This window comes from Micromonospora zhanjiangensis, assembly GCF_042650605.1.
GTDB lineage: Bacteria > Actinomycetota > Actinomycetes > Mycobacteriales > Micromonosporaceae > Micromonospora_J > Micromonospora_J zhanjiangensis.
In genome coordinates this window covers 295714-317217 of the sequence record NZ_JBHSBN010000007.1, presented here as the reverse complement: position 1 = coordinate 317217, position 21504 = coordinate 295714, and the positions used below count along the sequence as shown (strand labels likewise).

Here is a 21504-nt window from a genome sequence, read left to right as displayed (position 1 = left end):
TCTTCTGTTGTGATCAACCTTGCTTCGACAACAAGATGATCAACCAGGAGCCACGGGCACCCTCACGCCGGGGTCCACCCTGGACAGACTGACGGCCTCAGCCGACCCCCATCAACTTCGGTGAGCCCGTATAGGTAGCCCTTCCCCGGAGCAAGCGCCACCCCATATCAACAGCTTGCGTGGCCAAGGTGGAACCTTGACGCTCACTCGCCCGCACCAAGCCGACGCCCACCACGATCCTTCGGTAGTCAAACGAAGGCAGTGGGCGAAACAGTAGAGAATCTGAACAGAGCCCGTAAAGATCAATTACAACGTGCAACCATAAACCGGGCACAGTCGTCCACAGTGGCCTTCCGACTCACCGAAGGTAGCCTTCCGTCGATAAGATCACTACGGAAATGAGTCGCGGCAGCCCGCCGTCAGCGTTGGCAGGTCGGGCACCAGTACGAGTTGCGGCCGGCCAGGTCCGCCCGGCGGATCGCGGTGCCGCAGGCATGGCAGGCTTCGCCGGCCCGGCGGTATACGTACACCTCGCCGCCGTGCCGGTCAACCCGGGGCGGGCGGCCCATCGCGTCCGGCAGGTGGTGGGCGTGCACGGTGTCGATCCGGCCCACCTCGACGGCGAGCCGCATCAGCTCGCGCAGGTCGGCCCAGAGCCGCTCCCAGCCGGGCCGGGTGAGCCGCCGGCCGACGCGGGTGGGGCGCAGGCCGGCCCGGAACAGCGCCTCGGTGACGAAGATCAGGCCGGTGCCGGCCACGATCGACTGGTCGAGCAGCAGCGCGGCCAGCGGCGTCGGGCTGCGCCTGATCCGGGCGTACGCGGTGTCCGGGTCGGCGTCGTCGCGCAGCGGGTCGGCGCCGAGCCGGGCCCGCAGCGCGTCCACGTCGGGCGGGGTGAGTAGTTCGCAGGCGTTCGGCCCGCGCAGGTCGAGCCAGTGCCGGTCGCTGACCAGCCGCAGGCGTACCTGGCCGACCGGCTCGGGCGGTTCGCCGTCGCCGTCGGTGAACTTCCCGTACAGGCCGAGGTGCACGTGCAGGGTGCGGCCGTCGGGGTGGTGGTGCAGCAGGTGCTTCCCGTACGCCTCGGTGGTTTCCAGCACGGTGCCGGACAGTTCCGCGGCGCCGGCCGCGAACCGGCCCTGCGGGCTGGTGGCCCGCAGCTTGTCCCCGGCGAACAGGGCGCGGTGCCGGGCCGCGAGACGGTGGATGGTGTGACCTTCGGGCACGACACCCGAGCATAGTCACCCGACCCGCACCCCCTCGCCCACCGGCACCCGCCCCCGCACCTGAATTCCGCAGGCTGGGGAAACTGGTTGTCGTCCCAGCGACACTCAGTTTCCCCAGCCGGCGACTGGACCCGACACCAACGGCGTGCCCGGGCAGGGAGCGTCGGGTTCGCGCGGCGGTGGCGTGCCGGGCGGGGGCGCCCGCTCAGCGGCAGGCGCCGGTGAGGGCGGGCTGAGGCCCGCGCGGTCGCCGGACGGCCGCGAAGAGACGGGCGGTGACCGGCTGGCCGAGCAGGATGCCGGTGAAGACCAGGGCGATGCCGCCGACCTGTCGCGCGGTCAGCACCTCACCGGCGATCACGGTCCCGAGCAGTACGCCGGTGATCGGGTTGAGCAGCCCGACCAGTCCTACCGTGGCGGCGCTCAGGTGGCGCAGGCCGGTGAACCAGGCGGCGAAGGCGACGGCGGTGGCGACGATCGAGACGTAGCCGAAGGCGGCCAGGGCGGGTCCGTCCAGGGCGGGTGGTGCTCCCTCCACCGCGACGGCGACCGGGAGCAGCACCGCCGCACCGGCGACGAGCTGCCACGCGGTCAGCGAGAACACGTCGATCCCCGCACTCCACTTCTTGGCCAGCACGTAGCCGAGCGAGGACATCGTCATGGCGGCCACCGAGGCCAGCACGCCGGCGGGTGAGACGGCGGCCGGACCGGTGGCCAGCATCAGGAACACCCCGAGGATGCCGAGGCCCGCGCCGGCCAGGTGCGCGACGCGCGGGCGCTCGGCCAGGGCCGCCCAGGCGAGCAGCATCATCATCACCGGCGAGGTCGCCATGATGGTGGAGGCGATGCTGGTCGGCAGGAGCTGCGCCGCCAGGTAGACGAGCGCGAAGAAGGCGCCCATGTTCAGCGAGCCCAGCACCAGCGACCGCCACCACCACGAGCCGCGCGGAAGCCGCCGGCGGACCAGCAGGAGCAGCAGGCCGGCGGGGAGCGCGCGGATCACGGCGCCCCAGATCGCGTGATCGGCCGGCAGGAACCGGTGAGTGACGAAGTAGGTGGTGCCCCAGGCGACCGGGGCGACGGCGGTGATCGCGACCCACCGGAATTTAGCTTCCATGGAAGCTAATATAGCTTACCGGGAAGCTATATTGAAGAGATGAACGAGAAGATCGTCGGACCGGACGACGCCACCCTCGACCACGTGGCCCGCATCCAGGCGGCCTGGGCCCGGGAACGGCCGGATCTCGACGTCGGCCCGCAGGGCGTGATCGGCCGGTTGCACCGGCTCGCCGGGCACCTGACGGAGGAGTTGCTGGTCGTCTACCGCCGGCACGGGCTCGGCGAGGGGGACTTCGACGTGCTCGCCACCCTGCGTCGGGCCGGCGCTCCCTACGAACGCGCGCCCGGGGAACTCGCCGCGCACACCATGGTCACCACCGGGGCGATGACCAAACGCCTCGACCGGCTGGAACGCGATGGGCTGATCACCCGCCGGCCCAGCGCGGTCGACGGGCGGGGCCGGGTGGTCGCCCTGACCGAGGCCGGCCGGGAACTGATCGACCGGGCCTTCACCGACCACATGCGCAACGAGCGCCGACTGGTCGACCTGCTGACCCCGCAGCAGGCGGCCGAGTTGGAGTCGCTGCTCGCCACCTGGCTCGCCCGGTTCGAGGGCGCCCCGCCGACCGGGCACGCCGGGCCCGACCGCCCGGCGTAGGACGCCCCGGTGACGCCCTACGCGGCGACGAACTCGACCGATCCGCCGCTGAACCTGATGTCGAACTCCATGCCGGTGCCGGCCGACAGCCTTGCCAGCGTCTGGATGGAGGGCGGCTGGTCGCCGGACTCCAGCCGAGCGATGACGGACTGGGTCATGCCCACCTGCCGCGCAAGGCCGGTCTGAGTGAGGTTGTTGTCGGTGCGATAACGCAGAATGCGGAGAGCAACGTCGCGAGCGAAGGCGGTCCGATCCCACTCGGCCCGGAACTCGGGATCCCGGCGGCGCTCATCGTTTACCTGGCTAGCGGTCTTCAGGTCCGAAAGGTTCATCACTCACCATCCTTCACTTCGTCGATCCGCTGCTCCGCAGCGACTACCGCCCTCCTGAAGGCTCGCTGGTTGACGTTGGCCTCGGGTCCGATCGCCCCGACTACGTAGGCCGGCCCGACCTGCCGGTAGAAGGCACGCCACCGGCATCTGCCGGCCCTGGGACGCAACTCTCGAAGATTCAGGGCAATCTTCACTTGGCTGGAGTGTGGGTGGCCAAGATTCGGACCCACAGCCTCCAGCTTCTCGACGACGTGGCCGATCGCCACCTGCTCCGTTGCCGGCAGCACGCGGAGTTCGGTCTCCGCCTCGGGGTGATACACGACCAGCCAGGACACGAGTTCGACTATAGCAAAACTGCGATAATCCGCAGGGACCACTGCCTGGTCAGGCCTCAGGTGTCTCCAGCCGGGCATCTGGGTACTCCTCGGGACGACTCAGCGTTGGCGCCAACTAACCGGCACGACGCGCGAATCAGGAGGTGTGAAGTGGTAAAGCTTCCTTCGCTCTCGCGCCGCCGGGAGACGGCGCCCACGGCGGACGAGAACGGCGACGGTCGGATCGACGCGCGCGACGAGCAACTCGCCGCCGACCGGACCGGCTCGATCGCCCCGACCAGCCCCGCGGTGGCCCCGACCACCGCCCCGACCACCGCGCCGGTGGTCACCGAACGCGACGAGGACCGGACCACGTACCGCAGCGGGAGCGCGACCGGCGCGGCGGGCGACCGCACCGACGCGCGGGTGGCCAGCGAGCGCCGCGCCGCCAACCGGGCGGCCACCGCCCGTGACACGATCGGCCGGTCCCGGAACAGCGACACCGGTACGCACCCGGTGGTCACCGAGCGTACGGAGGATCTGGCCCGACCCGCGGCGGCGACCGCCACGGTGGACCCGGACCCGACGGTGGAGAACCGGACCGGGACCACGACGGACCGTACGGTGGGCACCGACCGGCCGGCCACGGCGCCGGACGTGGAGCGCAAGCCCGAGGTGGTCGTCGACCCCGGCCCCCGGCCGCGGGCCAGCCTGCTGGCCACCCTCAGCCTGATCCTGGGCGTCGCGGGCGTCCTGTTCGTGCTCACCGGCACGCTGGCCGGCTACGGCATCGGCGTCGGTGCCGTCGGCGCGCTGCTGGCCGTCGGCGGGCTGGGCGCCACCCGGCGGCGGCACGTGGCCGGCAAGTCCGACGCGATGCTCGGGCTGGTGCTCGGGCTCGGCGCGGTGGTGCTCGGCATCCTCGCGCTGACCGGCCAGTTCGACTGGCCGAACACCGACGGGGACGCGGTGGCGCGGTTCCGCGAGTGGCTTGACTCACAGTTTGTGAATCGTTTCTGAAGGGCAAGTAATTGACCGGGCTGGTGGTTCACCGGTTCACAGGAGTACCCGCCACAGCGCGATGGTGATTCACCAGCTGAGCGACCTGTTTCATTCAGGGGGCGGCCCGCCGGCCGCCCCCTGAAGCACGTCCGGGGCCGGGATGCGACGGCACGTCGGGGCGGGACGCAACAGATCGTCGATCCGGCGTACGACGACGCAACGATCCGCCGTGGTACGCAACTCTCACCCGTGGATCCTTCCGGGCCGGGCCGCATAGCGTTGACCGCACGGCGCCAGCCCGAGGGTCAACCGTGGCCGGGCGCGCCCGACCCGTGGGAGCAGGACATGACGATGGACGTGACCAGCCGGCGGTACCTGATGTGCCGGCCGACGTACTTCGCCGTCGACTACGCGATCAACGCGTGGATGGACCCGACCGCGCCGGTGGACACCGAGCTGGCGATCGCCCAGTGGGAGAACCTGCGCCGGACGTACCTGGACCTCGGCCACACCGTCGAGACGATCGAGCCGGTCCCGGGCCTGCCGGACATGGTGTTCGCGGCGAACGGCGCGACCGTGGTCGACGGGAAGGCGATGGCGGTGCAGTTCCGCGACCCGGAACGCGCCGACGAGGCACCCGCCTACCGGACCTGGCTGGAGCGGGCCGGTTTCGAGGTGCACGACCCGAAGCACGTCAACGAGGGCGAGGGCGACGTCCTGGTGGTCGGCGACCTGATGCTCGCCGGCACCGGGTTCCGCACCGCGCACGCCGCGCACGCCGAGTTGCAGGAGGTGTTCGGCCGGCCGGTGGTCACCCTGCAGCTGGTCGACCCGCGCTTCTACCACCTGGACACCGCGCTCTGCGTGCTGGACGACCGGACCGTCGCGTACCTGCCCGAGGCGTTCTCGCCGGGCAGCCGGGCGGTGCTGCGGCGGCTGTTCCCGGACGCCGTCCTGGCCACCCTCGCCGACGCCGAGGTGTTCGGCCTCAACTCGGTGAGCGACGGCCGGCACGTGGTGCTGCCGGTGCAGGCCACCGGCCTCGCTTCCGCCCTGCGCGAACGCGGGTACGCCACGATCGGGGTCGACCTGTCCGAGCTGCGCAAGGCCGGCGGTGGACCCAAGTGCTGCACCCTCACCGTGCGCTGACCGCGCCGCATCCGCACCGTGCGCTGACCACGCCGCACGCCCGCCGTGCGTAACCGAAAGGCAATCCCATGATCGTCGACGACATGCTGCGTACCCCGGCCGCCGTGGCGGACGCCGAGCGGTGGACCGCGCACAACTACCACCCGCTGCCGGTGGTGATCTCCTCCGCCGAGGGCGCCTGGCTGACCGACATCGACGGCCGACGGTACCTCGACTGCCTGGCCGGCTACTCGGCGCTGAACTTCGGCCACCGGCACCCGACGCTGATCGCCGCCGCGCACGCCCAGCTGGACCGGCTCACGCTGACCAGCCGGGCGTTCATCCACGACCAGTTCGCCGACTTCTGCCGGGAGCTGGCGACGCTGTGCGGCAAGGAACTCGTGCTGCCGATGAACACCGGCGCCGAGGCCGTGGAGACCGCGATCAAGGTCGCCCGCAAGTGGGCGTACCGGGTCAAGGGCGTACCGGCCGACCAGGCCAACATCGTGGTCGCCGAGGGCAACTTCCACGGCCGGACCACCACCATCATCAGCTTCTCCACGGACTCCGACGCGCGCGACGACTTCGGCCCGTACACCCCCGGCTTCCGGGTCGTGCCGTACGGGGACCTGGCCGCCCTGGCCGCGGCGGTCGACGAGAACACCGCGGCGGTGCTGCTCGAACCGATCCAGGGCGAGCAGGGCGTGGTCGTACCGCCGGCGGGTTACCTGCCCGGCGTACGTGAGCTGTGCACCGACCGCAACGTGCTGTTCCTCGCCGACGAGATCCAGTCGGGCCTGGGCCGGACCGGGGAGACCTTCGCCTGTCAGGCCGAGGGCGTCGTGCCGGACATGTACCTGCTCGGCAAGGCGCTCGGCGGCGGCATCGTGCCGGTCTCCGCGGTGGCCGCCGACCGGGACGTGCTGGGCGTGCTGCGCCCGGGTGAGCACGGCTCGACGTTCGGCGGCAACCCGCTGGCCTGCGCGGTGGCCACCGAGGTGGTCCGGCTGCTGGCCACCGGCGAGTTCCAGCGCCGCTCGGCGGAACTGGGCGAGCGGCTGCACGCCGGGTTGCACGCGCTGGTCGGCAAGGGTCTGGTCGCGGTCCGCGGACGCGGCCTGTGGGCCGGCATCGACATCGACCCGGCGCTGATGACCGGCCGGCAGGCCTGCGAACGCCTCGCCGAGCGCGGCGTGCTGGCCAAGGACACCCACGGCTCCACCATCCGCCTCGCCCCGCCGCTGGTGGTCACCGCCGAGGAGATCGACCACGCGGTGGCCCAGTTGGCCGCCGTGCTCGCGTCGGCCTGATCCCGGCCGCGTTCGTGAGGTTGGCGGCGGGTCGCGCCGCCAACCTCACGTTCAACGTGGTGGGCGGACGACGGGCCGCATGGTCATGGTGGGGGCGTCGGCCATCACCGAGGTGGGCGTGAACGGCGCGTCGGTGGGCAGGTCCTGGACCCGACCGACCTGGACGCCGGGGTAGAGCTCGACGAAGTCGCCGCCCGCGAGCACCCGGCTCTGCTGCCGTTGCAGCGGCAACCGGTTCGCGTCGTCCAGCGAACCGCCGGGGCGGATCCCGGAGCCGTTGGTGCTGACGTCCTGGGCCACCAGGTCGGCACCGCGCAGCTCGAACCGGACATGGTTACGGCTGATCCACCGCCGGGCCTCGTCGTTCAGCCACTGGCCGAGCCGGACGCCGCCGTCCTCCTCGGGTGCCCGGCCGACCACCACCGGCCGGTCGGCGGAGACCACGAACCGGCGCCGGACCAGCCCACCGATCCGTACCGCGAGCACCTCGAACCGGGGCCGGGGCCCACCGTCGGTGAGCCGGGCCTCGTGCCGGGGGCAGCCCGGCACGCCCTGCCGCAGCGTGGGCGGCGGCTGCCCGGCCAACGCCCGGTCGGACGACGCGGACAGGTCCGCGAACGCGCCGCCCCCGCCGGCGCTGCCGAACAGCGCGCAGCCGGGCTCCGGGCAACGCCACACCCGGGCCAGCAGTTGCCGGCCGGCCGGCGACGGTTCGCCCATGGTCGGCACCGCGCCGTTGCCCACCCGGGCGGCCAGCGTGGGGCCGGCCGGACCGACCACCGGGGCCAGCAGCCGGCCGGGGTCACCGAGCCACGGGTAACGGCCGCGCAGCCCGTCGAGCCGGGCCCGGCTGAGCACCGGCAACCCGAGCAGGTCGGCGACCTCCAGCATCCGGTCACCCGGATTGCTCAGCACCTCGACCAGCCCGTCGTCGGCCCACCGACGGACCACCATCCGTTCGTTGGAGGTCAGGTCCGCGTCCGACAGCAGCCCCCGGTGCACCACCGGGTAGACCGGCACGCTGTCCTCCTCCAGCTGCCGACCGAGCACGTCGACGACCATGCCCAGCCGGAGCATGCTGGCCGGTCGGCCGCCGTCCAGGTCCTGGAACCGGACCACCTCGGCCAGGTCGACCACGGCCCGGGCCAGCGTGGGGTCGGTGCAGACCCGCCCCTCGATCGCGTCGAGCACCTTGCTGATCTCGAATCTCACGCGACGCTCCCGAGGATCCCGTCGCGGGCGCCGGCCGGCTCGGTGTCCGGCGTCGGCGGCCGGCCCACGACCGGCTCACCCCGCATCGCTTGCATCACCTCTGCCATGCGCAGACCCTACCGCCGCCGCTTCGGCCCCGACCGCCAGCGCCGACGGGGGGCGGCCACGCCGGGGGTACGCCCTGCGGCACAGCGGCCGGTCCCGCCGTCGGGCAGCGGGTGTCGCACGGGTTGGCTAACGTGAGGGCCGCTTCGGGGCGGCTGAGGGCCAGTCGCGCCATCCGGCTCGTGGAGGTATTGACCACTGATGACAACTCGACGACTGACCGTGTCAGGGCTGGCGCTGGTCACCGCGCTCAGCTTCGGCGTCGCCGGCTGCAACGACAACGGGACCGGCACCGCCGCGCCGAGCGGTGCGGCCGGCACGGCCGCCACCTCGGCGGCGGCCGATCCCCGGCAGGAGTTGGCTGCCGCGGCGACGAAGCTGGGCTCCGACACCGTCAAGGTCAAGATGTCGATGGCCGGCGGTCTGAACGGGTCGGGCGCGATGGACCCGGCCGCCAAGAAGGCGCAGATGGCGATGAACGTCTCGGCCGGCGCGCAGAGCATCAAGATGGACATCGTCATGCTCGACAAGGACCTCTACCTGAAGATCACCGGCATGCCCAACATGTCGAACAAGTGGATGCACGTCGACGCGAGCAAGGTGAAGGCCGGCAGCAGCCTCGACGTGATGCCCGGCGGTGACCCGGCGGGCGCCAGCAAGATGATCAACAGCGTGGTGGACGTCCAGCGCGACGGCGAGCACCGGTTCAAGGGCACCCTCGACCTGACCAAGGCGCAGTCGGCCAACGCGGCGGCGCTCAGCGCGCTGGGCGACAAGGCGAAGGCCGTCCCGTTCACCGCCACCGTCGATGGTCAGGGCCGGCTCACCGACCTCACCGTGCAGATGAGCACCCTGCAGCCCGGCGTCGGTGACCTGAAGACCAGCTACTCCGACTTCGGCGCGCCGGTCTCGGTCAACAAGCCGCCGGCCGGCCAGACGACCGAGGCCCCGAGCGAGCTGCTCAACCTGTTCAACGCCTGAACCGGAATCCGCGACGGCGGGGGTGACCGGATCCGGTCACCCCCGCCGTACACCCCCGATCCTCCGGGTCACTCGGTCCGCAGCGGGCGGCTCGCCTCGTGCAGGTGCCGCAGGGCCTGCCGGTACGAGTCGACCAGCCCGGTCTGCTCGTAGCCGATACCCTGCTCCCGGCAGTACGCCTCGACGATCGGCTGGGCCCGGCGCAGGTTGGCCCGCGGCATGCTCGGGAAGAGATGGTGCTCGATCTGGTAGTTGAGCCCGCCCAGCGCGAAGTCCACGAACCGGCCACCGCGCACGTTGCGTGAGGTGAGCACCTGCTTGCGCAGGAAGTCGAGCTTGTCCTCGGCGGTCGGCATCGCCATGCCCTTGTGGTTGGGCGCGAACGAACACCCCATGTAGACCCCCCACAGCCCCTGGTGGACGGCGATGAACAGCAGCGCCCGGAGCGGGGACAGCACCGCGAACACCGCGGCCAGGTAGCCCGCCACGTGCACCGCCAGCAGCAGCACCTCCACCCACCGGTGCCGGATCGGCACGGCGTACGCCCGGCGCGTCCCCCCGGCGGCGGCCGGCGCCGCCACCCGGCCCAGCAGCGCCTGCCCGCCGGCCACGTGCAGGGCGAGCCCTTCCAGGGTCAGCAGCGGGAAGAACAGGTACGCCTGCCGGGCGGCCACCCAACGACCGAAGCCACGGGTCTGCCGGGCCTGCTCCGGCGTCCAGACCAGGGCGCCCGCACCGACGTCCGGGTCCTCGTCCTCGTGGTTGGGGTTGGCGTGGTGCCGGGTGTGCTTGTCCATCCACCAGCCGAAGCTCAGCCCGACGGCGAGGTTGCCGGCCAGCAGCCCGGCCACCTCGCTGGCCCGCCGACCGCGGAACATCTGCCGGTGCCCGGCGTCGTGACCGAGGAAGGCGACCTGGGTGCTGCCGACCGCGAGCAGCACCGCCACCGCCAGTTGCCACCACGAGTCACCGACCAGCGCGAAGACCACCCACCCGGCGACGAACAGGCCGACGGTGAGGGCGGCCTTGGCCGCGTACCAGCCGGGCCGGCGGGCCATCAGGCCCGCGGCGCTGACCCTCCTCGACAACTGTGCGTAATCGCTCCCCCGGCGAAGGGCAGGTTCCGCCACCGCACCGACCGTCATCGCTTCCCCCACTTCTCCCCATTTTTCGCCGCACCGGTCGGTACGCCGACACCGTCGAGTCTGCTGACCATGATCGCGCTGGGTAACCCCGCAGTCCCCCCGGTCCGCAGTGGTGCCAGCCCTACCGGCGACCGGGGGCCCACCCACCGGTCGGGCCGTCGTGCGCGGGTCAGTTCATCCGGGTCAGGGCGGACCGTAGGCGGCCCAGGTCGCGCCGCCGTCGCTCGTAGCTGGCGGCCACCCCGATCAGGACGAGCCCGCCCACCGCCAGGAACACCCACCGGGGCAGCAGGTCCCGAACGGCGACCAGCTCGCGCAGCGCCAGCACGGTGAGCGTGAACCCGCCCAGCAGCACCGGTGCCTGCCGGCGTCGATTCGCGCCGACCAGCACCACCACCAGCGCCCCGGCGCCCAGCAGCAACCGGCGTACCGGCTGGTCGCCGACCACCAGCACGGAGACCAGGCTGGGCAGCAGCGCGGCCGCCAGCCCCGGCCCGTACGCGGCCCAGCTGCTGACCGCCGGCCGGGCGCGCAGCGTGAGCGCCCCGGCGGCCAGCGCCAGGCCCGCCGCCGGCAGCGTGTACGCCTCCACCAGCGCCACCCGTTCGGCGGCGAGCAGCAGCCAGGCTCCGAGCAGTTCGGCGACTCCGGCGACGGCCGCCAGCAGGTACCGGCGGCGAACCGTCTCCCCCGGCCGCAGCGCCCGGATGCCGACGGCTGCGCCCCACAGCGTGCACACGGTGGCGGCGTACCGCGGATCGCCGAGGGTCAGCAGCAGGGCCACCACGGCGGCGGCCTGACCGGCCGCGTCGAGGACGGTGGCCTCGGCCGGCCGGCGCAGCCGCAGCGCCCAGCCGACCGCGAGCGCCGCGACCGCGACGACCAGCACGGCGAAGCCGGACCGGTGCGGCGGCAGTTCGGCGGCGCGGGTGGCGGCCACCGCGAACGTCCCACCGGCGAGCACCGCGGTCAGCCAGCCGGCCAGCCGGTCGCCCGGCGCACGACCGGACACCCCGACCGCCGCGGCGGCGGCGAGGACCAACGCCAGCGCCGTCAGGGTGCTCGCCCTGGTCGGCAGCGCACCGGCGAAGCCGGCCCCGGCCAGCACCAACCCGAGCGGCAGCCCGACCCGCCGCCCGACCCGCGCGCCGGACCGCTCCGGCGGGTGCCCGCCGACCGCCACCCCGCCCCCGCCCGCCACCGTTCCGACCAGAGCGTCGGCGGCGGCACCGGCCGGACCGGGCGTCGCGGCGCCCGGCGGAGCGTCGGACGGCCGGGACAGGGCGGCGGCCAGCAGCACACCGAGTCCACCGGTCAACGCCACCGCCGGAACGGTCGGCCAGCGGGCGCCCGCCTCGGCGAGCAGCACCAGCCCGGCCACCGCGCCGACCGCCCCGACGAAGGGTCCGACCGCCGCGCGGCCCGACCGACCGGTCCGGAGCACCATCACGAGGGCGGCGGCCAGCACCAGCAGCGCGATGCCGGCCGTACCGGGCAGCGGCCAACCGCCCGGCGTCAGGCCCACCCCACGCGGCGCGCCGGACCAGACCGCACCGAGCCAGGCGTACGGCGCGACCAGCACCGCCGCCACGGCCGGCAGCACGGCGACGACGACCCCGGTCAGCAACAGCCACCCGGCCCCGATCGGCACCACGCCCGGTCGGCCGGGTCGGTCCGGCAGCGGGGTGCCCCGATGCGACACCGCGTCCGCCGGCAGCACGGCTGCGGCGAGGGCGAGCAGGGCCAGCGCGGCGTAGAGGCCGAGCGGTTCGCCCGTCCGGGACAGCACGGGCCACCAGCCGGCCGACACCGCGGCCACGGCGAGCGCCACCTCGACGTACCGCCGGGTGGCCGGCCACCGGCGGCGCACCGCGACCTGTCCGGCGGCCAGCAGCACGACGGCGGCCAGGACCGCCCGGGACCGCCAGTGCGCCGGGACGCCGGCGGCGAGCGACCCGACCGCCACCAGGGGCGGCCAGGCGAGCAGGCCGACGGTGAGTGACGCGCCCCCGATGCTCCGCGCCACCGGCACCGTCGCCGCCCGCGACCGGACGGCGACGCCCGCGCCGGCCACCAGCACCACCGCCAGGACCACCGCGGCGCTGACCGGCCGGGCGAGCCCGACCAGCACCGCGTGCCCGGTCAGCAGCGCACCGACCACGGCCCACGCCACCGCCCGCACCGGCCCGCCCGGGACGGCGGTGGGTGGCTGCCGGACGGCCGCCAGCAGCAGGCCGACCGCGACCGCGAGGTCCAGGGCCGGGATCAGCCACCAGGGCAGCGCGACGGCGGCCGGCAGCGCGAGCACCCCGAGCACGCCGCCGGCCACCGCCGTCTGCCCCCGGGCGGCCCGCGGCAGCAGCAGCCCCCACGCCACCGCCGCCAGGACCACCGCCACCGGAAGCTGCCAGTCGGACACGTCGACCGGGCGGGTCACGTCGGCCCGCCAGACCGGCACCGACCGGGCCATGGTGGTGGCCGCGACCAGCAGCACCAACGGGACGGTCAGCAGCCCCAACCAGCCCGCGTTCACCAGCGCACCGATCCGGACCCCGAACCGCGCCGCGGCCAGCCCGGCCGCCGGGGGCCACCGGTCCGCCAGGGTCGTCGCCGTGGTCAGCGCGGCCACCGTGACCGCGGCGGCGAGCAGCCACAGCTGCGGCCGGTACGCCAGCACCGGCCGCAGGACGGCCAGCGCGAGCACCACCGGCGCCGCCGCGCCGGCCGCGGCGACGAAGATCCGATGGCCGGCCACCGCCGCGCCGAGCGCGAGCAGCAGCACCACCGCGAGCAGCGGACCGCCGGCCAGCACCGGGCGTCCGGCCGGCGGGAGTACGGCCAGCGCCACCAGGCCGCACCCCGTGGCGACCAGCAACGCGATGCCGTACGCCAGCCAACCGACCACCCGCCGGGCCAGATCGGCGGTACGCGCGGTCGGCACCCGGCGCAGCACCGCCAGATCGAGCGCCGCCACGCCCGTCGCCACCAGCGCCCAGCCGCCCACGTCCGGCCCCGTCTCGTACGCCAGCGTCGGCGGCCCGACCTGGGCCAGCAGCAGCCCGGCGTACCAGGGCGCCCGCAGTCCGGTCAGCCGACCGAAGCCAACGGCCAGGACGGCGGCTCCCACGACGACCGTCCCGGCGTACCGGCTGGTCGGCCAGCCGGCGACGCCGAGCAGGTCCACCGTCCACGCCGCGTACCCGTCCAGCACCACCAGCAGCAGGGCCACCGCGGCGAAGGTCTCCGCGGTGGCGCGCAGGCCGCGCCGCACCAGCACCGGCGGGACGGCCAGCATCAGCGCGGTGATCGCGCTCAGGATGGTGGCCCGGCCGACCACCTCGACGGTGGCCCAGGCCACCGCCGTGAAGACCACGGCCGCGGTGCCGAGCAGCAGGCCACCGAGGACGAACAGCAGGTTCTGCACGGTCCGGACCGAGGTCTCCGGTCGACCGGGCGGATCACCGGCAGGCGGATCACCGGCAGGTCGGCCGCCCGGGGCGGAGACACCGGCCGGGGCGGGAGCCAGCGGGGCGAAGCCAGCAGCAGGTGCCGGTACCGGCGAAACCGGAAGCGCCGGGGCCGCCGGCGCCGGAAGTCGCGGAACCGAGGCCGCCGGGACCGGTGGCGCGGGCCGGGCGACGGCCCGGACCTGGGCGGCGACCGCGTCCCGCTGGTACCGGGTCGCCCGCCACCGCTCGTACAGCCCGAGGTACGTCTGCCGGGCCTGGTTCACCTGACCGGCCAACCGGTCGAGTTCCCCGTTGAGCCGGACCACCTCGGCCGCCAGCGGATCCGCCGGACGGCCGCAGCCCGGGCAGCCGGACGTCAGGTCGGCACCGGCCCGGCAGGACGGGCAGGGATAGCGCGAAACGGATTCGGTCACCCCCGCATCGTGCCGATCGGCCCGCCCCGACCACAGAGTGCGGATACTCAGCCGAACCTGGGGCCACCGGCGGGCGCCGGCCCGGGCCTCGCCCCCGGACGCCGGCCCGGAGCTCGGTGGTGGCCCGGGCGGTGGTCCGTCACGCCGACATCGGGTCCGGGCGGTTGGCCTCCACCCAGTTGTCGATCCGGGCCCACCAGTCGTAGAGCCACTCGATCCGCTGCTCCTGGCCGGCCGGCACCTCCTCCGGCGGTACGGACCAGAACCGCATCACGATCCGCTTGTCCATCGGCAGTTCACGCCAGACGTCGGCGACGGTGAGCATCCGGTCCAGGCCGGTGTGCGCGACGAAGATCACCCCGGCGTCGGGGGCGGAGTCGAGCGCCGCCAGCATGCCGCCCGGCGTCGGTGCGACCACGTGCCGCATCCGCTCGGCCCGGGCGGCCATCCGGAACAGGCCCCGCGAGCGCAGCCGTTCGATGGCCCGAACCCGACGCGTCGGGGTGAAGTTCCCGCCCTCCGGAAAGATCACGAAGACGTCGTCGTCGTCCAACCCGAAGGCCAGGTGGCCGACCTGTTCGGCGAGCGAGCCGGCGGCGGTGGAGCCCGGCGCGATGAAGCGGTTGGGCAGCCGGTTGAGCAGCACGTCGACGGCCGGGTCCCACTGCAGCGCCGCCTTGAGCACGATGCGTGGCTCCCGGTGGAACCAGTTCACCAGCGCGTGGATCAGGATGAACGAGTCACCCGGCCCGGCGTGCCGGCTGACCACCAGTTCGGGCCGGCCGGGCAGCGCCACGTCGGGGTCCGTGCCGACCACCTCGATGTGCAACCGCAACGTCCACCGCGACTGCCAGAACAGCGCCCGCAGGAACCAGCCGGCCAGCACGTAGTGGGCGCGTTGGAACACCGGTGAGCGCTTGCGCCAACCGAACCCGGAGACCAGCCACAACACGAACAGGGCCACCAGCGCGGCGGCGTCCCAGACCACGTAGATGATCGCCAACCAGCACACCCGCAGCGGACGCAACCGGCCGGGCGCGAACGGCGAGAGCACCACCGACAGCACCAACCAGACCGGCAGCGTGCAGAGCAGCAGGACGGCGAGCAGCACCACCGCCGGGGCGATGACCACCCGGCGGAACCAGCGCGGTGGCAGCGGCATCACAGGTCCGTCAGGTTGCTGGCCAGGTAGCTGCGCGACGCGGTGTAGGCCCGGCTGATCCGCCGCCCGACCGCCGCCAGGTCCCGGTACGCCCACGGCGAGTCGTCCCGCGGGTCGAGTCCGCCGGTCGGCAGCACATGCACCTCCACGTCGTCGGGCAGGTCGGCCAGCTCCCGGAAGAACCGGTGCCGGCGGGCGATCTCGAACGCCACCGAGGCGATCTCCCAGGGCCGGCGCGGCGGGCTGAGTTGCCGTTCGATCCGGCCGACCTGGAGGACGAAGACCCGTCGGGCGCCGAGCCGTACCGCCTCCCCGATCGGGATCGAGTTGACGATGCCGCCGTCGATGTAGTGCTGGCCGTCGATCCGCATCGGCGGCAGCAGACCCGGTACGGACGCCGAGGCGAGCACCGCGTCGACCACCGGCCCGTCGGCGAACCAGTACTCGGCGGCCCGTTCGATGTTGGCGGCGCAGCACCGGAAGGGCACCCGCAGCTCGGCGAAGGTGGTCTGCGCGCCGAGTTCGGTCTCCAGCAGCCGGCGCAGCGGTCGCGGCGAGTGCAGATGTGTCCGGGTGGCGAACCGGCGCAGCTGCCGGGCCATCGAGTCGCCGTAGACCTCGCTGGCCTCCGGCGACGCCCACAACCGGACCAGGCGCCTGGTCACCGCCTCGGTCGGGTCGGCCGCCACCAGCGCGCCGTTGACCGCGCCGATCGACGTACCGAGCACGAGGTCCGGGGTGATGCCGGCCCGGAACAACGCCCGCAGCATGCCGACCTCGACCGCGCCGAGGACGCCGCCGCCGCCGAGCACGAACGCAACCGGGCCGTCGACCATGCCGTTCATCCTGGCACGGGCCGGCCGGATCGACCGGGTACGACCGTCCCGACGCCGGACATCGACCGATCGAGTACGCAGGGAAGCCTTCCGATCACCCAGGGGTATGCGGAGAAGTCGGGCGTGTCCGTCGGCCCGGAGGGCGGTCGCGCGACCGCCGGACGTGGTCACGGCCGGACAACCATCGAACGGCGCGAATGACCACGGTCGGAGCGGGTAACCGCCTCTGCCACATCTTCATTGACACCGATCAGATGTGGCCCGCACGCTGATACGGTTTTCCAGCTCCGAGGCAGGTAACGGTGACGATGGCGACACTCCAGGCCGGTGGTTTGCTCGACCGCCGTTATCGACTGATCGACCAGGTCGGTGCCGGTGGCATGTCGGTGATCTGGCGGGCCCGGGACGAGGTGCTCGACCGGGTGGTCGCGGTGAAGGTGCTCGCCGCCTCGCTGGCCGCCGACGCCCGGTTCCGGGACCTGGTCCGCGAGGAGGCCCGCGCCGCCGCCCAACTCGTCCACCCGCACGTCACGTCCGTGCACGACTACGGCGAGACGGTCGCGCCGGACGGCACCATCACCGCGTACGTGGTGATGGAACTGCTGCGCGGTGAGGAGCTGGAGGCCCGGTTGACCGCCGGGCCGCTGCCCTGGCCGGAGGCGGTGCAGGTCTGCGCCCAGGTGGCCGGCGCGGTCGCCGCCGCGCACCGGATCGGCATCGTGCACCGGGACGTCACCCCGGCCAACGTCATGCTCACCTCGGCCGGCGCCAAGGTGCTGGACTTCGGCATCGCCACCCGGACCGGCGCGCCGGACGAGGACTCCGACGGGCAGACCTTCGGCACCCCGGCGTACGTCGCGCCGGAGCGGCTCGACGGCACCCCGGCGCAGGCGGCCACCGACACGTACTCGCTGGGGGTGCTGCTCTTCGAGACGCTGACCGGCCGGACGCCGTTCCCGGCCGAGACCTGGGAGGAGCTGGCCCGGGTGTCGCGCGAGGGTCCGATACCGGCGCCGTGGGACGTGCCCGACCTGCCGCCGGCGGTGGCCGAGATCTGCCAGCGGTGCCTGGCTCCCGACCCGATCGACCGGCCGACCGCCCAGCAGGTGGCCGACGTGTTGGGCGGGCAGCTGTCGACCGGCCGACCGGCCCGGCCCCCGATCGAGACGGTGCCCCGCCCGCCGGCCGAGCGACCCGCCGGCCGCCCGGCGTACCGGCCGTCGTTGCCGCTCGTCCTCACCGCCGCGGCGGTGGCCGCGCTGTCCATGGTGGCCGCGGTACTGATCGGGACCATGCTGGGCCGGTCCGACTTCCGGACCGTACCGCCGGCCGCGAACGGGCCGACCGCCGTTCCGCCGGCCGTCGCCCCGTCGACGACCGCACCCGGCGCGCCGGTGCCCGGACCGGTCGAGCCGGCCCAGTCCGGTCCGACCAGCCCCGCGGCGCCGACCGGACAGGCGGAGCCGACCGGACAGACCGTGCAGGCCGCGCTCAACCGGCTCGACCGGCTGGTCGACGAGGGGGTGTCGACCGGGGTGATCCGCGACGACGTCGGCCTCGACCTGCGCAACGTCATCCACAACCTGCGCACCGACCTGACCCGGGGCGAACCGGTCGATCTGGGCGCCCGGACGGCCACTCTCCGGGAGAAGATCGCGACCCGCACCGGTGAGGGCGGGATCGGGAACGAGTACGCGACCAGGCTGGACGCGGCGGCCGCCGAACTCGCCACGGCCCAGTAGGGGGCGGGCCGGACGGGCGGCGGGCCGCAGGGGCGGCCGGCCGCGCGGGCCCGGCCGGGTGGGCCTCCAGCCGCGCGAGGCCCGGCCGGGTGGGCCCCCGGCCGCGCGAGGCCCGGTCGGGTGGGGGTCAGCCGAACCGGATCCGGTCGCCCTGGCCGTCGAAGAGCAGCAGCTGGTCGGGGTCCACCGCGACGGTCATCGGCTGCCCGGGCCGGGGCCGGTCCGGCGCCGGCACCCGGACCACCAGGTCGCCGGCCGGGGGCGAGTCGTCCGGCAGTTCCGGGTCGTACACCGGGTAGAAGCCGTACTCGGTACGGGCCGTCGGCGCGGGCCGGGACCGGGCGGGGCGCAGCAGGCCGAACCGGCGGCGGGTGGCCGGCTTCGTGACCGGCGGTGCGGCGGTGTCCGGCACCCGTCGCGGGATATCCTCGTCGAAGAGCGCGGGCAGCGCGCCGATGTCCAGGTGCACCAGCGCCTCGTGGCCGAGGTTCTGCACGTCCCGGATGTGCCCGTGCAGCACCGGCCCGGCGGTGTCACCGGGCACCGGGGTGAGCGCCTCGGCGCGCAGCGCGACGGTGATCCGCTGGGTGTGCCGGTCGGCCAGCGAACGCAGCCGGGGGTCGGCCCGGGGCAGCCGCAGCAGTTGCGAACCCAGGTCGAGGACCAGCTTCTCGGTGTCGGCGTAGATGGCGGCCTGGGCGAGCCCGATCCGGGGCGCGCCGATCAGCGCGGCGACGAAGGCGGTGGCCGGGTCCGCGTACACCTCGGCGGGTCGACCGACCTGCTGGAGCCGGCCGCGGCGCAGGACCGCCACCCGGTCGGCCATGGTCATCGCCTCGATCTGGTCGTGCGTGACGTAGAGCGTGGTCACGCCGAGTCGCCGGGCGAGCGCCGCCACCTCGGTACGCAACCGGGCCCGCAACCCGGCGTCCAGGTTGGACAGCGGCTCGTCCAGCAGGAACGCCTCCGGTTGGCGGACGATCGCCCGCGCCGTGGCGACCCGCTGCTGCTCACCGCCGGAGAGGCTGTCCGGCCGGCGGTCCAGCAGGTCGGCGATGCCGAGTTCCTTGGCCACCTCGACCACCCGGGCCGCGGTCCCGCTCACCGGTCCGGTCCCGGCCCGCAACGGAAAGCCGATGTTCTGCCCGACCGTCAGATGCGGGTAGAGGGCGAAGTCCTGGAACACCATCGCCATCCGGTGCTGCCGGCGAACCTGGTCGTCGACCGCCTGGCCGTCGAGCAGCACCCGGCCGCTGGTCGGCGGGATCAACCCGGCGACCAGCCGCAGGATGGTCGACTTGCCGCACCCGCTCGGCCCGAGCAGGGCCAGGAACTCTCCCGGGGCAACCTCCAGGGTCAGGTCGTCGACCGCGACAACCTGATCGAAAACCTTCCGTAACCTGTCGGTCGCGATGTGCACCATCAGGAACACCCCTGTACGCAATCCTCCGTCCGGACGGCGGATAGCGCCACCACCTGTTTTCGCGGAATCTCCGTCAGCCGGAGGATGCGTACGCCGGAACGCCCTCCGGCCGGCCGACGCTGGCTCGCCGACGGTAGACCTCCTCGTACCGGTGGGCCATCACCTCCGCGGAGAACTCCGCCCGGACATGGTCCACGCAGGCGGCGGGATCGATCGCCGGGGTGTCCCGCAACGCCGCCGCCATCTCGCTCGGCTCGGCGCAGATGAAACCGGTCTCACCGTGGTTGAGCAGTTCGGGCACGGCGCCCCGGTTGAGGGCGACCACCGGCGTCCCGGTGGCCATCGCCTCGATCATCACCATCCCGAACGGCTCTTCCCAGCGGATCGGCATGACCAGACACCGGGCCGCGAGCAGCAGGTCGAGGCAGGCCGCCCGGTCCGGGTTGAGGATCGCCGTGACGTCCGGGCCGAGCATCGGCCGGATCACCTCGTCGAAGTACTGCCGCTCCTCGTCGTCGGCGCACTTGCCGGCCAGCACCAGCGGCAGGCCGGCGGCTCGGCAGGCGTGCACCGCCAGGTCCGGCCCCTTCGCGGCGACGAACCGGGCCAGCCACAGCACCGGGCCGGCGGCCGGCTTCGACTTGCGCGGCATGGTCCGGATGTCCAGTCCGTTGTGGACGACCCCCGACCAGGGCAGGTCGGGTCTCACCTCCCGCTGGGCGTGTGAGATGGCCACCAGTCCCACCGCCGGATCCACCCCGGTGAGGATGTCGGCGAACTCCCCGACCGGCTTGCCGTGCACGGTCGCCACGGTGGGCACCGGCCGGCGCGCCGCGAGCAGCGGACCGGCGGTGGTGTGGTCGTGCACGACGTCGAACGGCTCGTCGGCGAGCACCCGCTCGACCCGGATCAGGTGGGCGAGTTCCGGGTAGACGGCGCCCATCCGGTCCTGCTGCGGCTCGGGGGTGGTGCTGACGAACCGGGCGGCGGTGCCGTGGTCGGTGCCGGCACCGAACAGGGTCACCTGGTTGCCCCGGGCGACCAGACCGTCGACCAGGGCGGCGCACACCTGTTCGACCCCGCCGTAGCCGGGGGGCGGCAGTTCGTACCAGGGCGGCACGACCATCGCGATCCGGAGGAATCGCGACCGGTCGGGTCGGTCGGACGGGACGTCGTGCACGTGGCTGCCCTCCTCCCAGACGCCGATTCGCACAGGTACGCGCCGGACGCGCTGGCTTTCCCGGGCCCGGCAACGGCAAACGACGCCCGGCGGGCCGGTCAGCCCGGGGGTTCGATGGTGAGCCGGTCGGTCACCGCGCCCACCCCCGGCGTCGACCAGGCGACCCGCTCCGCCTCCTGACGCTCCAGCCAGGACCGGACCGTGCCGGTCAGCACCACGGTGTCCCCGTCGACGTCGATCTCGATCCGGGTGGTTTCCGCCTCGATGCTGCGTACCAGGGCGTTGCGGATGTCCTTGCGGACCTCGTCCGGGCCGCGCCGGTTGGCGGGTCGTACGGTGATCAGGTTGGTCACCCCGCGGACGCCGAACAACCGGCGGACAGCCCGCTCGGCGGCCCGGCGCTGGTAGCCCCAGTCCACCTCGCCGCGCAGCATCACCCAGCCGTTGGAGACCGTCACGTCGAGCGTCTCGACCGGCACGAACGCGTCCCATTCGAGAGCCCGGGTGGCGGCGAGGCCGATGTCCGGATCGGTGCGCTCGTCGGCGCCGGGCAGTCGTACCTCGATGTCGTCGGCCACCGCGCGGACCCCGCGGATCCGGTGCGCGGTGCGCTCGGCGGCCCATTTCTTGGCGTAGCTGTCCACCCAGCCGGTCAGCGTGACGACGCCGTCCTGGACCGCCACGCCCACCTCGTTGGGCTGCACCCGGGCGTCCCAGTCCAACTCCGCCAGCACGTCACGCTGGATCTCCTCGTCGCTGCGGGTCACCGTCGTGGTGGTCATCCTCGGCTCCTCCCCCGCGGGTCC

Annotated in this window: 18 protein-coding genes; 6 read left to right on the top strand and 12 right to left on the bottom strand. The window is 73.7% G+C overall.

What is annotated here, in order from left to right; translation table 11 throughout:
• Positions 1-419 precede the first annotated feature (419 nt).
• Positions 420-1226 carry an Fpg/Nei family DNA glycosylase gene (locus tag ACFOX0_RS13820; RefSeq protein ID WP_377545424.1) on the bottom strand — a complete coding sequence of 269 codons (807 nt, stop codon included), beginning with the start codon at positions 1224-1226 and terminating at the stop codon, positions 420-422.
• Positions 1227-1431: 205 nt separating this feature from the next.
• Positions 1432-2343: an EamA family transporter gene (locus ACFOX0_RS13815; protein WP_377545422.1), complete on the bottom strand. Its 912-nt coding sequence runs from the start codon at positions 2341-2343 to the stop codon at positions 1432-1434.
• A gap of 39 nt (positions 2344-2382) precedes the next feature.
• Between ACFOX0_RS13815 and ACFOX0_RS13810 the strand changes: the two genes are divergently transcribed.
• Positions 2383-2943, top strand: coding sequence for a MarR family winged helix-turn-helix transcriptional regulator (locus ACFOX0_RS13810; RefSeq protein WP_377545420.1), 561 nt, complete (start codon positions 2383-2385; stop codon positions 2941-2943).
• Between the two features lie 17 nt (positions 2944-2960).
• On the opposite strand, the gene ACFOX0_RS13805 is transcribed toward ACFOX0_RS13810, so the two are convergent.
• Together ACFOX0_RS13805 and ACFOX0_RS13800 are read right to left on the bottom strand one after the other, a co-directional pair.
• Entirely contained in the window at positions 2961-3275 is a 315-nt protein-coding gene (locus ACFOX0_RS13805; protein WP_377545418.1) for a helix-turn-helix domain-containing protein, read from the bottom strand.
• Positions 3275-3610: a type II toxin-antitoxin system RelE/ParE family toxin gene (locus tag ACFOX0_RS13800; protein ID WP_377545416.1), complete on the bottom strand. Its 336-nt coding sequence runs from the start codon at positions 3608-3610 to the stop codon at positions 3275-3277. Before ACFOX0_RS13800 ends, ACFOX0_RS13805 begins: the two co-directional genes overlap by 1 nt.
• Positions 3611-3760: 150 nt before the next feature.
• Between ACFOX0_RS13800 and ACFOX0_RS13795 the strand changes: the two genes are divergently transcribed.
• The 3 genes from ACFOX0_RS13795 to rocD all read left to right on the top strand — a co-directional run bounded on the left by ACFOX0_RS13795 (position 3761) and on the right by rocD (position 7029).
• On the top strand, positions 3761-4609 hold the full coding sequence (locus tag ACFOX0_RS13795) for a DUF4190 domain-containing protein (protein ID WP_377545414.1): 849 nt from the start codon (positions 3761-3763) through the stop codon (positions 4607-4609).
• A gap of 333 nt (positions 4610-4942) precedes the next feature.
• The gene (ddaH, locus tag ACFOX0_RS13790) at positions 4943-5740 is read left to right on the top strand and encodes a dimethylargininase (protein ID WP_377545474.1); all 798 of its coding nucleotides are present in this window, start codon (positions 4943-4945) and stop codon (positions 5738-5740) included.
• A gap of 68 nt (positions 5741-5808) precedes the next feature.
• Positions 5809-7029, top strand: coding sequence for an ornithine--oxo-acid transaminase (gene rocD, locus ACFOX0_RS13785; RefSeq protein ID WP_377545412.1), 1221 nt, complete (start codon positions 5809-5811; stop codon positions 7027-7029).
• A gap of 51 nt (positions 7030-7080) precedes the next feature.
• Here rocD and ACFOX0_RS13780 read toward each other — a convergent pair whose 3' ends face one another.
• A complete protein-coding gene (locus ACFOX0_RS13780) occupies positions 7081-8241 on the bottom strand; it encodes an FHA domain-containing protein (RefSeq protein ID WP_377545410.1) in 1161 nt (386 codons plus the stop codon).
• Between the two features lie 306 nt (positions 8242-8547).
• Between ACFOX0_RS13780 and ACFOX0_RS13775 the strand changes: the two genes are divergently transcribed.
• Positions 8548-9327, top strand: coding sequence for a hypothetical protein (locus tag ACFOX0_RS13775; protein ID WP_377545409.1), 780 nt, complete (start codon positions 8548-8550; stop codon positions 9325-9327).
• 68 nt (positions 9328-9395) lie between these two features.
• On the opposite strand, the gene ACFOX0_RS13770 is transcribed toward ACFOX0_RS13775, so the two are convergent.
• The 4 genes from ACFOX0_RS13770 to ACFOX0_RS13755 form a co-directional block, all read right to left on the bottom strand.
• On the bottom strand, positions 9396-10472 hold the full coding sequence (locus ACFOX0_RS13770) for a fatty acid desaturase family protein (RefSeq protein WP_377545472.1): 1077 nt from the start codon (positions 10470-10472) through the stop codon (positions 9396-9398).
• A 169-nt stretch (positions 10473-10641) separates the two neighbouring features.
• Positions 10642-14355 carry an SCO7613 C-terminal domain-containing membrane protein gene (locus tag ACFOX0_RS13765; RefSeq protein WP_377545407.1) on the bottom strand — a complete coding sequence of 1238 codons (3714 nt, stop codon included), beginning with the start codon at positions 14353-14355 and terminating at the stop codon, positions 10642-10644.
• A gap of 139 nt (positions 14356-14494) precedes the next feature.
• Positions 14495-15517 carry a 1-acyl-sn-glycerol-3-phosphate acyltransferase gene (locus ACFOX0_RS13760; protein ID WP_377545405.1) on the bottom strand — a complete coding sequence of 341 codons (1023 nt, stop codon included), beginning with the start codon at positions 15515-15517 and terminating at the stop codon, positions 14495-14497.
• Positions 15517-16353 (bottom strand): patatin-like phospholipase family protein, encoded by an 837-nt coding sequence (locus ACFOX0_RS13755; RefSeq protein ID WP_377545403.1) that lies wholly within the window; start codon positions 16351-16353, stop codon positions 15517-15519. Before ACFOX0_RS13755 ends, ACFOX0_RS13760 begins: the two co-directional genes overlap by 1 nt.
• 308 nt (positions 16354-16661) lie before the next feature.
• Here ACFOX0_RS13755 and ACFOX0_RS13750 point away from each other — a divergent pair, with 308 nt between their 5' ends.
• Positions 16662-18095 carry a serine/threonine-protein kinase gene (locus ACFOX0_RS13750; protein WP_377545401.1) on the top strand — a complete coding sequence of 478 codons (1434 nt, stop codon included), beginning with the start codon at positions 16662-16664 and terminating at the stop codon, positions 18093-18095.
• Between the two features lie 127 nt (positions 18096-18222).
• Here ACFOX0_RS13750 and ACFOX0_RS13745 read toward each other — a convergent pair whose 3' ends face one another.
• The 3 genes from ACFOX0_RS13745 to ACFOX0_RS13735 form a co-directional block, all read right to left on the bottom strand.
• Positions 18223-19518 carry an ABC transporter ATP-binding protein gene (locus ACFOX0_RS13745; RefSeq protein WP_377545399.1) on the bottom strand — a complete coding sequence of 432 codons (1296 nt, stop codon included), beginning with the start codon at positions 19516-19518 and terminating at the stop codon, positions 18223-18225.
• 73 nt (positions 19519-19591) lie between these two features.
• Entirely contained in the window at positions 19592-20644 is a 1053-nt protein-coding gene (locus ACFOX0_RS13740; protein ID WP_377545470.1) for a glycosyltransferase family 4 protein, read from the bottom strand.
• Between the two features lie 152 nt (positions 20645-20796).
• The gene (locus ACFOX0_RS13735; protein WP_377545397.1) at positions 20797-21480 is read right to left on the bottom strand and encodes a BON domain-containing protein; all 684 of its coding nucleotides are present in this window, start codon (positions 21478-21480) and stop codon (positions 20797-20799) included.
• Positions 21481-21504: the final 24 nt, after the last annotated feature.